General features: G+C 71.3%; 13 protein-coding genes. 6 read left to right on the forward strand and 7 right to left on the reverse strand.

The window, feature by feature from the left end; translation table 11 throughout:
- Positions 1-78: 78 nt before the first annotated feature.
- Positions 79-1,050, reverse strand: coding sequence for an aldo/keto reductase (locus tag AAEP86_RS12190; RefSeq protein WP_420367601.1), 972 nt, complete (start codon positions 1,048-1,050; stop codon positions 79-81).
- Between the two features lie 100 nt (positions 1,051-1,150).
- Between AAEP86_RS12190 and AAEP86_RS12195 the strand changes: the two genes are divergently transcribed.
- Together AAEP86_RS12195 and AAEP86_RS12200 are read left to right on the forward strand one after the other, a co-directional pair.
- The gene (locus AAEP86_RS12195) at positions 1,151-1,543 is read left to right on the forward strand and encodes a ChaB family protein (protein WP_420367602.1); all 393 of its coding nucleotides are present in this window, start codon (positions 1,151-1,153) and stop codon (positions 1,541-1,543) included.
- Positions 1,544-1,616: 73 nt separating this feature from the next.
- Positions 1,617-2,585 carry a beta-ketoacyl-ACP synthase III gene (locus AAEP86_RS12200; RefSeq protein ID WP_420367603.1) on the forward strand — a complete coding sequence of 323 codons (969 nt, stop codon included), beginning with the start codon at positions 1,617-1,619 and terminating at the stop codon, positions 2,583-2,585.
- Positions 2,586-2,882: 297 nt separating this feature from the next.
- Here AAEP86_RS12200 and AAEP86_RS12205 read toward each other — a convergent pair whose 3' ends face one another.
- Complete coding sequence (locus AAEP86_RS12205; RefSeq protein ID WP_420367604.1) at positions 2,883-3,818, reverse strand: hypothetical protein; 936 nt, start codon at positions 3,816-3,818, stop codon at positions 2,883-2,885.
- A gap of 23 nt (positions 3,819-3,841) precedes the next feature.
- Here AAEP86_RS12205 and AAEP86_RS12210 point away from each other — a divergent pair, with 23 nt between their 5' ends.
- Positions 3,842-3,964: a hypothetical protein gene (locus AAEP86_RS12210; RefSeq protein WP_420367605.1), complete on the forward strand. Its 123-nt coding sequence runs from the start codon at positions 3,842-3,844 to the stop codon at positions 3,962-3,964.
- Here AAEP86_RS12210 and AAEP86_RS12215 read toward each other — a convergent pair.
- The 5 genes from AAEP86_RS12215 to AAEP86_RS12235 all read right to left on the reverse strand — a co-directional run bounded on the left by AAEP86_RS12215 (position 3,936) and on the right by AAEP86_RS12235 (position 8,559).
- Positions 3,936-4,901 (reverse strand): hypothetical protein, encoded by a 966-nt coding sequence (locus AAEP86_RS12215; RefSeq protein ID WP_420367606.1) that lies wholly within the window; start codon positions 4,899-4,901, stop codon positions 3,936-3,938. The two genes, AAEP86_RS12210 and AAEP86_RS12215, sit on opposite strands and share 29 nt — an antisense overlap.
- A 499-nt stretch (positions 4,902-5,400) precedes the next feature.
- Positions 5,401-5,769: a flagellar assembly protein FliW gene (gene fliW / locus AAEP86_RS12220; RefSeq protein WP_420367607.1), complete on the reverse strand. Its 369-nt coding sequence runs from the start codon at positions 5,767-5,769 to the stop codon at positions 5,401-5,403.
- Entirely contained in the window at positions 5,766-6,647 is an 882-nt protein-coding gene (gene flgL, locus AAEP86_RS12225; protein ID WP_420367608.1) for a flagellar hook-associated protein FlgL, read from the reverse strand. Before flgL ends, fliW begins: the two co-directional genes overlap by 4 nt.
- Positions 6,648-6,649: 2 nt before the next feature.
- Positions 6,650-8,071, reverse strand: a complete 1,422-nt coding sequence (gene flgK, locus AAEP86_RS12230) for a flagellar hook-associated protein FlgK (RefSeq protein WP_420367609.1) — start codon at positions 8,069-8,071, stop codon at positions 6,650-6,652.
- Positions 8,072-8,073: 2 nt separating this feature from the next.
- Positions 8,074-8,559, reverse strand: coding sequence for a flagellar protein FlgN (locus tag AAEP86_RS12235; RefSeq protein WP_420367610.1), 486 nt, complete (start codon positions 8,557-8,559; stop codon positions 8,074-8,076).
- 400 nt (positions 8,560-8,959) lie between these two features.
- Here AAEP86_RS12235 and AAEP86_RS12240 point away from each other — a divergent pair, with 400 nt between their 5' ends.
- The 3 genes from AAEP86_RS12240 (at position 8,960) to fliD (ending at position 12,245) form a co-directional block, all read left to right on the forward strand.
- Positions 8,960-9,775 (forward strand): sigma-70 family RNA polymerase sigma factor, encoded by an 816-nt coding sequence (locus AAEP86_RS12240; RefSeq protein WP_420367611.1) that lies wholly within the window; start codon positions 8,960-8,962, stop codon positions 9,773-9,775.
- Between the two features lie 119 nt (positions 9,776-9,894).
- On the forward strand, positions 9,895-10,749 hold the full coding sequence (locus AAEP86_RS12245) for a flagellin (RefSeq protein ID WP_420367612.1): 855 nt from the start codon (positions 9,895-9,897) through the stop codon (positions 10,747-10,749).
- 98 nt (positions 10,750-10,847) lie between these two features.
- Entirely contained in the window at positions 10,848-12,245 is a 1,398-nt protein-coding gene (gene fliD / locus AAEP86_RS12250; RefSeq protein WP_420367613.1) for a flagellar filament capping protein FliD, read from the forward strand.
- The last annotated feature ends 9 nt before the right edge of the window (positions 12,246-12,254 follow it).

The raw sequence follows: 12,254 nt of genomic DNA on the forward strand, positions 1-12,254 counted from the left end.
GGCGCGGTGCGGGTCCGACCCGCACCGCGCCTCCAGGCAGATGGTCGCGTCAGCGACCCGTTGGTCCCGTCGGCGACGTCACCAGGCGTAGTCCTCCGGCGAGGTCTTGTGCCCCGGGAAGATCTCGTCGAGCCGGTCCAGCGCACGCTGGTCGAGGCGGATGTCGACGGCGCGGACCGCGGACTCCCACTGCTCCATGGTGCGCGGGCCGGTGATCGGCGCGGTGACGCCGGGCTGGTGCAGCAGCCACGCGAGGGCGAGTTCGCCGGGGGTGTGGCCGAGCTCCTTCGCGAAGGACTCGTAGGCCGTGAGCTGGTCGCGGTGGCCCTCGACGTACTCGGCGCTGCGGCCGCTCAGGCGGCGCGAGCCCTGCTCGGTCTTCTCGATGATGCCGCCGAGGAGGCCGCCCTGGAGCGGCGACCACGGGATGACACCGAGGCCGTACTCGCGAGCGGCGGGGAGGACCTCGCGCTCGATGTCGCGGACGACCAGGTTGTAGATCGACTGCTCGCTGACGAGGCCGAGCGTGTTGCGGCGCGCGGCGGCCTCCTGCGCCTGGGCGATGTGCCATCCGGCGAAGTTCGACGAGCCGACGTAGAGGATCTTGCCCTGCTGCACCGCGACGTCGATCGCCTGCCAGATCTCGTCCCACGGCGTCGCACGGTCGACGTGGTGGAACTGGTACAGGTCGATGTGGTCCGTCTGCAGGCGCTGCAGGCTCGCGTCGAGCGACTGGCGGATGTTGAACGCGGAGAGCTTGCCGCCGTTCGGCCAGTCGATCATCTCGCCGTAGACCTTCGTCGCGAGGACGGTCTTCTCGCGCCGGCCGCCGCCCTTGGCGAACCAGCGGCCGATGATCTCCTCGGTGGCGCCCTTGCCCACCGAGCCGCCGTAGCCGTTGGCGGTGTCGAAGAAGTTCACGCCGAGCTCGTGCGCGCGGTCCATGATGGCGTGCGAGTCGTCCTCGCTGGTCTCCGGCCCGAAGTTCATCGTGCCGAGCACCGCGCGTGAGACCGACAGCCCTGTCCGTCCGAGGTGTGTGTAGTCCATGCGTCCGGTCTACTCGGGGCGTGCCGCGCCAGCCAGGCCCTGGGAGTACCCGTCCGGGTGCGGGGAGTAGTCAGGGGTGACGAACCGAGAGGAGCACCCCATGCCCGCCGAGGACGAGATCCCGAGCACCCTCAAGCGATCGCCGAAGCACGCCCAGGAGATCTTCGAGAAGACCCTCGACTCGGCGAACGAGTCGTACGGCCCCGGTGAACGCGCACACCGCACGGCCTTCGCCGCCGTGAAGCACGAGTACGAGAAGGTCGGCGACCACTGGGAGGAGAAGGACTCCGCGGGGCCGTCCGACTCCGGAGCAGCCGGGACGCGCGGCTCCGGGAAGACCGAGGGTGGCGTCGACGCCAACGCCTCGAAGGCGCACCTGATGGACGTCGCGAAGCGGCTCGACGTCAGTGGGCGCTCCAAGATGACGAAGGACGAACTGGTCGAGGCGATCGGCAAGGCGAACGACCGGGCGACGGCCGCCGCACGCCGCTGACGGCGGGCGGGAGCCACCGCTTCCATTCCTGCTCGGGCATGAGGCGCCCACGCGACGGAGTAGCGTGCCGAGGATGAACACCCCAGCACTCCGCGGAAGCCGGATCCTCGGGTTCGGGCACCACCAGCCGGACCGGGTCCTCACGAACGACGAGCTGTCGACGATGGTCGACACGAACGACGAGTGGATCCGCACACGCACCGGCATCGAGACCCGGCGGATCGCCGGACCGGACGACACCGTGACCTCCCTGGCGATCGAGGCCGGCCGTCGTGCCCTGGCCGACGCCGGTGTCGCACCGTCGGAGGTCGGCCTGGTCATCGTCGCCTCGACCACGCACCAGGACCGGGCCCCGTACACGGCCGGACGTGTCGCGGCGGCACTCGGCATGGCGAACGGTCCCGCGCCGATCGACATCAACACGGCGTGCAGCGGCTTCGAGTACGCGCTCGCCCTCGCCGACCAGGCCATCCGCGTCGGGTCGACGGACACCGCGCTCGTGATCGGGTCCGAAGTGCTCTCGAGCATCGCCGACTGGACCGACCGCTCGACGTGCGTCCTGGTCGGCGACGGAGCCGGCGCCGCCGTGCTCGGCGTCGCGGAGACGCCCGAGATCGGTCCGGTGTCCTGGGGGAGCGTGCCGCACCTGCTCGACGCGGTCCGGGTCGAGGGCGACCCCGGACGCTTCAACCAGGAGGGGCGCTCCATCTACCGCTGGGCCATCACCGAAGCGGAGGGGCACGCGCGCGCCGTCGTCGAGGCCGCGGGCCTCACGCTCGACGACATCGAGGTCTTCGCGTTCCACCAGGCGAACCTGCGGATCATCGAGCCGCTCGTCACGGCGCTCGGTGGGGAGTCGAAGTACGTCGTGCGCGATGTCGTCGAGTCCGGCAACACGTCGGCGGCGAGCGTCCCGCTCGGGTTGTCGAAGGCGTGGAGCCGCGGGGAGCTGCCCGAGGGCGTACCCGCCCTGCTGTTCGGTTTCGGCGGAGGGTTCGCGCACGCCGGGCAGGTGGTGACGACGCCGGTGCGGTGTCGTTGACCGCGCTGTGAGCGAGGGACGGGAGGCGCGGGCCGGGTCGGCACCGCGCCTCCCGTCCGTCAGCTTCGGGATCGTGAGCGTGGCCCGCGGTTCGCGGACGCTCGCCGTGCGTCGCGGATGCTCGCCGTGCGTCGCGGACGCTCGCCGCGCCACGCGCGCGCGGTGGGAGAGCCCGAAGCGGCGGACGCACTGAGGGATGTGTTCGTCCCCGGCGCACAGCTCACGGCCGTGCAGCGACTGGCCGACCCTGACGTGGTACGCGGAGCGGCGGACCGGTATTCGTCCGTGCGGGCGGTGTCAGTCTCGGCCGTCCGGAGACGTGGCGGTCGGGGTGTCGGCCCAGAGGTCTTCGCGCCCCTTCCGACGACCCAGCGCACGGCGTTCCTTCGGAGCCTTCTGCTCGTCGGACCCGCGCTTGCCGGACTTCTGCTTGTCGGGCTTCTGCTTCGGTTCCTTCGCGCTCGGGTCGAGCACGATCGGGAAGTGTGCCGGCGGCAAGCCGAACCCCGTGCGCGAAGCCTGGATCACCTTGCGCCCCAGGGCGTGGTTGCCGAGACCGCCGACGGCGGCACCGATCCCGAACGGGAGGGCACGGCCGAGGACCGTGGTGCCCTGCCGCGCGGCGAAGCGCTTGATGAACTGGTCGCGCACCTGGCCGCCGATGCCGTTGACGACCTGCTTCGGGAGCGACGACGTCACCATCTCGCCCCAGAACGCCGTCCGGACCTGGCCGCCGGCGATCTGCCCGGCGAGCTGGTTGATGAGCTGTGTTCCCGGGGTGCCGAGGATCATCGCCATGACGAGCATGCGGGCGCGTTCCGGGTCCTCCAGGGCGATGCCGTGCACCTCGGTCACCGACTGCGCGAAGAGCGCGGTGGTCTCGAGGAAGCCGACCGTCTCCGCGCCGCTCAGTCCGAGGGCCGCGGCCATCCCGACGCCCGGGATCACGGCACTCGCGCCCACCGCTGCACCGCCGGTCGTCACCGCGGCGAGGTACTGGCGCTCGAGGATCTGGATGATCTCCGCCGGGGAGGCGTTCGGGTGACGGCGTCGCACGGCCTTCACGTGCGCGACGACGACGGGTCGCTGGACGCTGATCACGCGGTCGAGCATCTTCACCCAGCCCGTCGGCTGGCCCTGTACGGGGACGCGCGCGTCGGGGTCGTCGGGACGGGACGTGACTGAGGAGACCGGCAACGGCACGATCGCCTGGTCCTTCTGCTCTCGGGCCATGGAGTGGACGGTACGCCGCACGGATGGGAACTCCGTCGGTCGGGCTCGTCGCGCTGCTCGGTACCGTGCTCGGTGTCGGTGTCGGTGTCGCCGCCGGGTCGGGGCTCTGCGGGACGTTCACCGGCACGGCACACCTGCCCGGGTGAGCGCGAGCCGGACGCGATCGGCGTCCATCAGGTCGGCCCAGCTGAGCCGGACCACGAAGCGGACCTCGGGGAACGACCGGACGAAGTCCTCGCGGCGTTTCTCGCGCCAGTGTGCGTCGGCAGGGGAGTCGCCGTGCTCGGTGTACTTCGCGCGCCCGTCGACCTCGACGACGACGCCCTGCTCCGGGAACCAGAAGTCGACGACGGCGCTCCGTTCCCCGGCACGCGCGAACACGTGCTGCTGCACCGGGTCGGGAGCCCCGACCTGACGGAAGCGCACCCGGCAGACCGACTCCGCCGGCGACTCCGACAGCGCCGACCCCATCCCGACCGCCAGCGCGGCCTTCGCCCGTCCCTTCCGCGCTCGTGAATCGAGTTCCTCGACGAGCATGTCCGGGAGGAGGCGTCGGTCGTGCAGTGCTGCGTCGATCATCGGCAGTGCCTCGAGGAGCGGGATCGTGCTCGCCACGTCGACCAGCGTGCGCACGAGGGACGTCGTGGTCGCACCGCAGAACTCGATCGGAGAGGTCGGTGGGAGACCCGACCATCGCTCGTCCCGCTCGTCCCGCTCGTCCCGCTCGGTCCGCAAGGGAGCGCCGTGCACGCGGAGCAACGCCGACGTCTCGCTGCGTTCCCGACGCGGGTCGGTCACCTCGACCTTCACGGGCGGCCGACCGACGACGGGTAACCCGTGGACGACCGCCGCCGAGGCATGGGAGATCATCGTCGGTGCCCGGATCGACGGGGCCGTCGCCTTCACGAGGAGCAGGTGCTCGTGCTCGGGACGGAGTCCGACGAGGTGTGCCGGGTCGACGAGGACTCCGGGCCGGATCGCGACGAGTTCACCGCGGTGCACCCGGCGTTGGAGCGCGCGCCGCTCTGCGCTCGGATGACCGCCGGTGCGGAGGAGCGGTACGGCGAGGACTCGTTCGTGCATGCGTCGACGATGGCCGACTGCGCTCGGCCCCGGGTCGGGTGACCACCGGTCTGTGGACGGGGCGCCGAGCCTCCTGGCTTGTGGAGGGCTATGGCGTGCGTGTGTCCGCCCGTCGCTGATGTCGTACGACTGCGGTGGTGTCGTCGGCCCGCGGCTGCAACAGTTGCGGACGCGCGGCTACGACGAAGCCGTTGTCGTACGACAGCGACGGTGTCGTTCCGGCTCGGCGACCCGGTGGCGGTGGGGCGCAGGGCCGCAGGGGCGCGGGGGACCGGCAACCGTTCAGCTCGTGTTGTGCCCGGCAGCGGGGCGGGGCTTCGCGGGGACCAGCGGCGGGACCGCGCGTGTGCAACGTGCGACACCGTCGATGTCGTACGACAGCGGTCGTGTCGCCCGTGGGCGCGTGCAACTGTTGCGGAGGCGGGGCTGCGACGAAGTCGATGTCGTACGACGTCGACGATGTCGTTCCGAGTCGGCAGCGCCCCGCCCCGCCCGCGCCTCAGCGCCGCGCGAGCTCCGCCCGCAGCGGCAGGTCCTGGTCCTCGAGGATGAGCTGCGCCCCCGCCGAGGTCCGCGCGTTCACGACGATCGGCGCGAGCAGGTTCACCGTCGTGCCGGACCCGCCGGGGTTCGCGACGACGAGGAGCATCGCGTCCGCCGGGTCCGTCAGGGCGAGCGCAGCGGCCTGCTCGTCGGTGAGCTCGGGGGAGTACGACGGCAGGTGCACCGCGGCGTCGAGCACGAACAGCCGCTCGTCGGCGCCCACGAGGGTGAACAGCCCGTCGGCGCCGTCCACCGGCGTCAGGGTGAAGGCGTCGGCGGCGGAGAGTCCGAAGGGCGGGACGGCGAAGGTCAGGTCGATGCTCATCGGATGTAGTCCATCAGGGTCGGCTGCAGGACCTTCGCGGTGACCGCGAGGGCTGCCTGGTAGTTGGTCTGCTGCACCTGGAGGTCGAGGACGGCCTTCGCGAGGTCGGTGTCCTCGATGCCGGCGCGGCGGTTCTCGAGCGAGACGGTCGCGGTCTTCAGCGAGTCTTGGGCGGTGAGGGCGGCGGCGTGGCGCACACCGACGTCGGCCTGGACCCCTCGCACGGTGGTGATCGCTGCGTCCACGGAGCCGATCTGGGCGTTCACGTTCACACCGTTCTGCAGGTCGTCGACGATGGAGTCGAGCATGGCGAACACCGAGCCGGAGCCGGATCCGAAGACGTCCGCGCCGGCGGTGTCGACCCGAACGGTGGTCCCGTCGCCGACACGGCGCGTGACGTCGGTGCCCGAGGGTGCCCAGCCCGTCGCCGGGTCGTACGCGGTGGGGGTGGTGGAGGAGCCCGCGAAGACGGAGCGAGTGCCGTAGGTGGTGTTCGCGCGGGCCTCGAGGTCGCTCTTCAGCGACCGGAACTGGGTGATGAACGCGTCGCGGTCGGTGTCGCTCATCGTGCCGCTGTTCGCCGCCTGCACCGTGAGGTCCCGCACGCTGTTGAGCACCGAGTAGACGCTCGACAGGGCGCTGTCGGTCGTGGCGAGCCACCCGACGGCGTCGTTCGCGTTGCGCGTGTACTGGGCGGCAGCGGCCTGTTCCTTGCGCACCTGCATCGACGACACGGTACCCACCGGGTCGTCGGACGGCCGCTGGATGTTCTTGAGCGTCGTGGCCTGCTCGGTCGCCTGGGCGACCTTCACGGCGCCCGCCTGCAGGCGTGCCGACGCAGCGGCCATCGACATCTGGGTGGTCACACGGGTGATCACGGTCAGCCCCTCCCGACGAGTCCGACGCGGTTGATGATGGTGTCGAGCATCTCGTCGACGGCGGTCAGGACGCGTGCCGCGCCCTGGTACGCGTGCTGGTAGCTCAGCAGGTTCACGTTCTCCTCGTCGAGGTCGACGCCCGCACCCGACTGCTGCTGGGTGCGCGCGTTGGTCAGGGCGAGTCCGGTCAGCGTGGATTCCGACGTGGCCGTCCTGGAGGCGCTCCCCACCCCCGCCACGAACGTCGCCCAGGCGCGGTCCGCGCTGTCCGGCGCCGCCCCGAGCCGCGACAGCGCGTCGGTGAACGAGTCGTCGAGCTGGCCCGCCGCGTTCCGCGTCGCCAGCCCGCTGCCGTCGGTGGGCACGACCGAGAGGCCCTGTGCCGCCGGGACGCCGGCGGCGAGCGCGAAGAAGGCGGTACCCGTCTGGCCGGAGGGTGTGGTGCCGGTGGCGTGCACCGCGTTGACCGCGGTCGCGAGCTGCGTCGCGACGCGGTCGTACGAGACGGCCGCCTCGGCGAGTGCCCCGCCCGTGCCGTCGGCGGTCGCGGGGGCGAGGAGCGAGAGACCGCCCCCGATGGTGCCGCCCGACATCGACACCGCGCCGGCGGTGCCGGACGTCCAGGTCAGCGTGACCGCGCCGCCGTCGGTCAGCCGCTCCGCACCGCCGAGCGCCACGGAGCGGGCGTCGGAGCCCTGCACGATCGCGTTGCCGCCGATGAGGACGTCCACCGTGCCGTCGCCGTTCGCGCGGACCGTGCCGCCGGCCAGCGTCGCGATCTGCTCGGTGAGCTGGTCGCGCTGGTCGAGGAGCTCGTTCGCGTTGCCCCCCGACGCCAGCGTGGTCCGGATCCGGCCGTTCAGGTCGGCGACCTGCGTCGCCGCGGTGTTGAGCTGCTGGACCTGGCCCTGGACGGTGCCCCGAACCGAGGTCCACTGCGCGTCGACGGCCTTCGACCCGGTCGACAGCGTGGTGGCGACGGTCGTCGCCGCGCCGATCACCGCGCTCGCGGCTCCCGGGTCGTCGGGGTGCGCGGACAGTTCGCCCCACGAGGACCAGAAGGCGTCGAGCTTCGCGGACAGGCCGTCGTCGCCCGGCTCGTGCAGCCCGTCCTCCAGCGCGCCGAGTGCGGTCGCCCGGGTGCCGGCGTAGGCCGAGGATCCGGCGGCGACCCGCACGCCGGCGTCGAGGGTCAGCGAGGCCAGGCGGGCGATGCCGTCGACGGAGACGCCCTGGCCGGCGAGGGCTGCGGTGCCCCGCACGAACCCGGTCTGGACCGCCGGGATCGAGGACTGCGTGATCCGCTGCCGTGTGTACCCGGCCGTGCCGGCGTTCGCGATGTTCTGCCCGGTGACGTCGATGCCGGCGCGGGCTGCGGCCAGGCCGGAGTAGGCGGTGGCGAGGGATCCGAAGGTGCTGACCACGGTTACAGCGTCCCCTCGAAGAGCCGCGCGCCGTCGGACCCGGAGCCGGAGGTGCCGGAGGCGTCGTACGTGGCAGCCCCGGTCACCGTGCCGGCGAGGGTCTCCTCCGTCGCCTGCGCTGCAGTGCGGAGGAAGCGGTCGTTCTCGTCGCGTAGCGCACCGATCTGCGTGGTCAACTCGACCATGGCGGTGAGGTGCGCGGCGAGGATCTCGCCCCACGGGCCGGACGGCGCCGCGGCGACGACGTCGCGCAGGGGAGCGTCGGACGGGACGCCCCACTCCTCCGCGACCTCGGCGCTCGACGCGGCACGCTCCAGCCCGGTGCTGCGGAGACGCTCGAGGACCTGCTCGACCTCACGGCTGGCGTGGGACACCCAGCGGGAGCGGCCGGCGGCGAGCAGCAACTGCTCCTCCTCCAGCTTGAAGGTGAGCAGCTCGAGTAGTTCGCGTTCGCGCCAGAGCACGGCGGACAGTTCGTTCACGCTCATCAGCTCCTCCCGTGGTCGTGTGTGTCGGTCGTCCTGAGGACACCGGGACCTATCGGTCCGCCGGTGCCGGGCGTAAGCACCCGGGGTGGCGGGCCGACGGCCAGAGGCGGGTCGCGCCTCCCGGCCACTCCCAGGTCGGGGGACAAGAACGACCGTTCCCCGACCGGGGTCCCCCAAAATGACGACCGGCGAAACGCGCCTGCACCCCCGCACTGGGGACGGTTGTGCAGGTGTTCAGCGCTTTGCCAGCCGATACATTCGAACCGCACCGCGGGGGACACCGCGGGGCGCCACCCGGACGGACCCGGGTGGTTCTTCGGCGTACACACCGGCTGACCGAGGCCGGTGTCCGCCGCGCCCACGGACGGGTCAGTCACGCCGGGATGACCAGGGGAAGTACATGGACCGCACCGAACGCAACGCGATGATCGTGGAGCACCTGCCGCTCGTGGGCTACATCGTCGCCGACGTCCGCGCACGCGCCACCCACCTCGACCGTGACGACCTCGCCGCGGTCGGGTCCCTCGCACTCGTCGCAGCGGCGGAGGCCTTCGACCCCGAGCTCGGCGTCCCGTTCGGTGCCTACGCCCGCACACGCATCACCGGGGCGATCGCCGACGACATGCGCTCCGCTGACTGGGCGTCCCGCGGGACCCGGAAGCGGATCCGCGAGACCCTCGCCACGCAGGAGGCGCTGTCCGCCCGCCTGGGCCGCAGCGTCAGCGTCGAGGAGATCGCCGACGCCATGGGCGTCGACCGGCAGACCGCCGCCGACGCGATGACCGACGCGGCCCGCACCGTCAGCCCGATCGACGAGACCGTGCACGACGTGCTCGCGGCCGAGACGCCCCTGCCCGGCGAGGACCTGCTCGAGGCGGAGAAGCGCCGGTACCTGCGTGCCGCCGTGCACGCGCTGCCCGACCGGATGCGCTTCATCGTCGAGAACGTCTACTTCGGGGACCGCACGGTGACCGACGTCGCCGCCGAACTCGGGATCACCCACTCCGCCGTGTCGCAGCAGCGCTCCGAGGCGATGCGCCTGCTCCGCGACGGACTCGCCGCGCACTACGGCGACGAGGGTGCGGCCGTCGAGCCCGCCTCGCGCACGACCGCTGCGCGCCGGAGCGCCTACCTGGCGCGGGTCGCCGCGAACGCCGCAGCCGGCGTCGCGCGGGCCGTGCACGACGCCACCACCCCTGCGGTGGCGGCGAGCTGAGCCGTCGACGGAGACTTTTTCGTCGATCACCTAACGGCTCTCGCCAACCGGTCGAGAGTCATCCATGTCAGCCCACGGACGGGCCGACGTACGACCCAGATTTCACGGAGGAAACCACCATGGGTATGTCCATCAACACCAACCTCTCGGCACTCAACACGTACCGGAACCTCAACGCGACGCAGAACGACCTGTCGAAGTCCCTCGAGAAGCTCTCGACGGGTCTCCGCATCAACCGTGCTGCCGACGACGCTGCCGGTCTGTCGATCTCCGAGGGGCTCAAGTCGCAGGTCGGTGGCCTCACGGTCGCGGCCCGCAACGCACAGGACGGCATCTCCGTCGTGCAGACCGCTGAAGGTGGGCTCACCGAGACCCACTCGATCCTCCAGCGCATGCGCGACCTGGCCGTCCAGGCCGGCAACGACTCGAACAACGGGGACTCGCGGACGGCGATCGACACCGAGGTCACCCAGCTCCAGGCGGAGCTCGGCCGGATCTCGGAGTCGACCAACTTCAACGGGATCAACCTGCTCGACGGCAGCGCCGGCACGGCGGGCGTGATGAAGTTCCAGGTCGGCGCCAACTCGGGCACCTCGAGCCAGATCGACGTGGACCTCAGCAAGTCGAGCGTGAAGGACGTCGCGGCGGCCCTCACGACCGGCGCCACCGGCACGCTGAAGTTCGGCTCGGCCACGGAGGCCCAGGCGTCCATCGACGCGATCGACACGCAGATCAAGTACGTGTCGGCAGCTCGTTCGAACCTCGGTGCTGTCCAGAACCGCTTCGACCACGCCATCAACGTGACGAACGTGGCCAAGGAGAACCTCACCGCGGCGGGCTCGCGCATCACCGACGTCGACATGGCGCAGGAGATGGTCAAGTACACGCGCGACAACATCCTGAGCCAGGCCGGCACCTCGATGCTCGCGCAGGCGAACCAGAGCACGCAGGGTGTGCTCTCGCTCCTCCGCTAGCACGCAACCGACGCCGCCGTCCGGGATCGTTCAGGTCTCCCGGGCGGCGGCGTCACCCGCATCCGACCTCAACAACCTCCGACGGCAGGGAGCCCTCGATGTCGTCCGTGTCATCGGCCAACGGCCTCGCGATCGACGGCCTCGTCAGCGGCCTCAAGACCACCGACCTCATCAACTCGCTGATGAGCGTCGAGGGCGTCCCGCAGACGCTCCTCAAGAACAAGCTCACCGACACGAACGCGTTCATCTCGTCACTGCAGACGATGAACTCCCTCGTGCAGACGCTCGCCACGAAGGCGACCGACGCCGCGAAGGCGACCTCGCTCGACGTGTTCGGGGCGACCTCGTCCTCGACCGGTGTGACCGTGACCACCTCGACCGGCGCGTCCGTCGGCTCGGTCGGGTTCATCGTCGGGTCCACCGCCGCCGCGCACACCGGTGTCACCGCCGCGAAGTCGACGTGGGCGGACGCCGCCGGCCCGATCACGATCGTCGGAGCGGACGGCAAGCAGACCACGGTGACGCCGTCGTCCGGCTCGCTGGACGACGCCGTCTCGGCGATCAACAAGGCAGGCGCCGGGGTCAGCGCGACGAAGGTCGCCGCCGGTACCGCCGCCGACGGGACGAAGCTGTACCGCGTGCAGTTCACTGCCACGAAGACCGGCGCGGACGGTGCCTTCGAGGTCTACCGAGGGACCGGCGCCGACGTCACTGCGGGTACGGCCTCGAACGTCCTCGGGGAGACCGGGGCCGCCGTCGTCACGCAGGGCCGCGACGCCAGTGTGACGCTCTGGGCAGGCACCGCGGCCGCGCAGACGGTCACGAGCGCCACCAACACGTTCTCGGATCTGCTGCCCGGTGTGTCCGTCACGGTGACGCAGCCCACGACCGACCCGGTGACGGTCTCCGTCTCGCAGGACGCCACGAAGGCGCAGGCCGTCGCCTCCGGACTCGTCGACGCGCTCAACGCCGTCGCGAGCTACTTCTCGTCGAACACCGCCGTGACGAGCACGGTCAGCCCGACGAACGGCACGACCACCACGAAGGCCGGGACGCTCACCGGCGACGCCACCACGCGTGACGTCATGCAGCGGCTCACGAGCACGATGTCCCAACCGGTGAATGGCAAGTCGCCCTCGTCGATCGGCATCGTGATCACGAAGGACGGCGACTTCACCTTCGACGCGGACGCCTTCCAGAAGGCGCTGTCGACCGACCCGCAGGGCACCCAGGCGATGCTGTCCGCCGTGGCTGCCAACGTCGGCGCCGCAGCGAGCACCGCATCGGACAAGTACACCGGCTCGATCACCACCTCGATCACCGGGCAGCAGTCGGTGGCGAAGGACCTGACCACGCAGATCGACTCGTGGACCGATCGCCTCACCGCCCGCCGGGCCACCCTGCAGGCGCAGTACTCGGCCCTCGAGACGAGCCTCAGCAAACTCCAGTCCCAGTCGAGCTGGCTCGCCGGCCAGCTCGCGACCCAGTCGAGCTGACGGGAACGA

The organism is Curtobacterium sp. L1-20 (genome assembly GCF_048755855.1).
In the GTDB taxonomy this organism is placed as follows: domain Bacteria; phylum Actinomycetota; class Actinomycetes; order Actinomycetales; family Microbacteriaceae; genus Curtobacterium.

Coding starts and splice junctions, on each gene's coding strand:
- AAEP86_RS12200 (WP_420367603.1), top strand. CDS start 1,617: ATGAACACCCCAGCACTCCGCGGAAGCCGGATCCTCGGGTTCGGGCAC.
- fliD (WP_420367613.1), top strand. CDS start 10,848: ATGTCGTCCGTGTCATCGGCCAACGGCCTCGCGATCGACGGCCTCGTC.
- AAEP86_RS12240 (WP_420367611.1), top strand. CDS start 8,960: ATGGACCGCACCGAACGCAACGCGATGATCGTGGAGCACCTGCCGCTC.
- AAEP86_RS12195 (WP_420367602.1), top strand. CDS start 1,151: ATGCCCGCCGAGGACGAGATCCCGAGCACCCTCAAGCGATCGCCGAAG.
- AAEP86_RS12210 (WP_420367605.1), top strand. CDS start 3,842: ATGGGAACTCCGTCGGTCGGGCTCGTCGCGCTGCTCGGTACCGTGCTC.
- AAEP86_RS12205 (WP_420367604.1), bottom strand. CDS start 3,818: ATGGCCCGAGAGCAGAAGGACCAGGCGATCGTGCCGTTGCCGGTCTCC.
- fliW (WP_420367607.1), bottom strand. CDS start 5,769: ATGAGCATCGACCTGACCTTCGCCGTCCCGCCCTTCGGACTCTCCGCC.
- AAEP86_RS12215 (WP_420367606.1), bottom strand. CDS start 4,901: ATGCACGAACGAGTCCTCGCCGTACCGCTCCTCCGCACCGGCGGTCAT.
- AAEP86_RS12190 (WP_420367601.1), bottom strand. CDS start 1,050: ATGGACTACACACACCTCGGACGGACAGGGCTGTCGGTCTCACGCGCG.
- AAEP86_RS12245 (WP_420367612.1), top strand. CDS start 9,895: ATGGGTATGTCCATCAACACCAACCTCTCGGCACTCAACACGTACCGG.
- AAEP86_RS12235 (WP_420367610.1), bottom strand. CDS start 8,559: ATGAGCGTGAACGAACTGTCCGCCGTGCTCTGGCGCGAACGCGAACTA.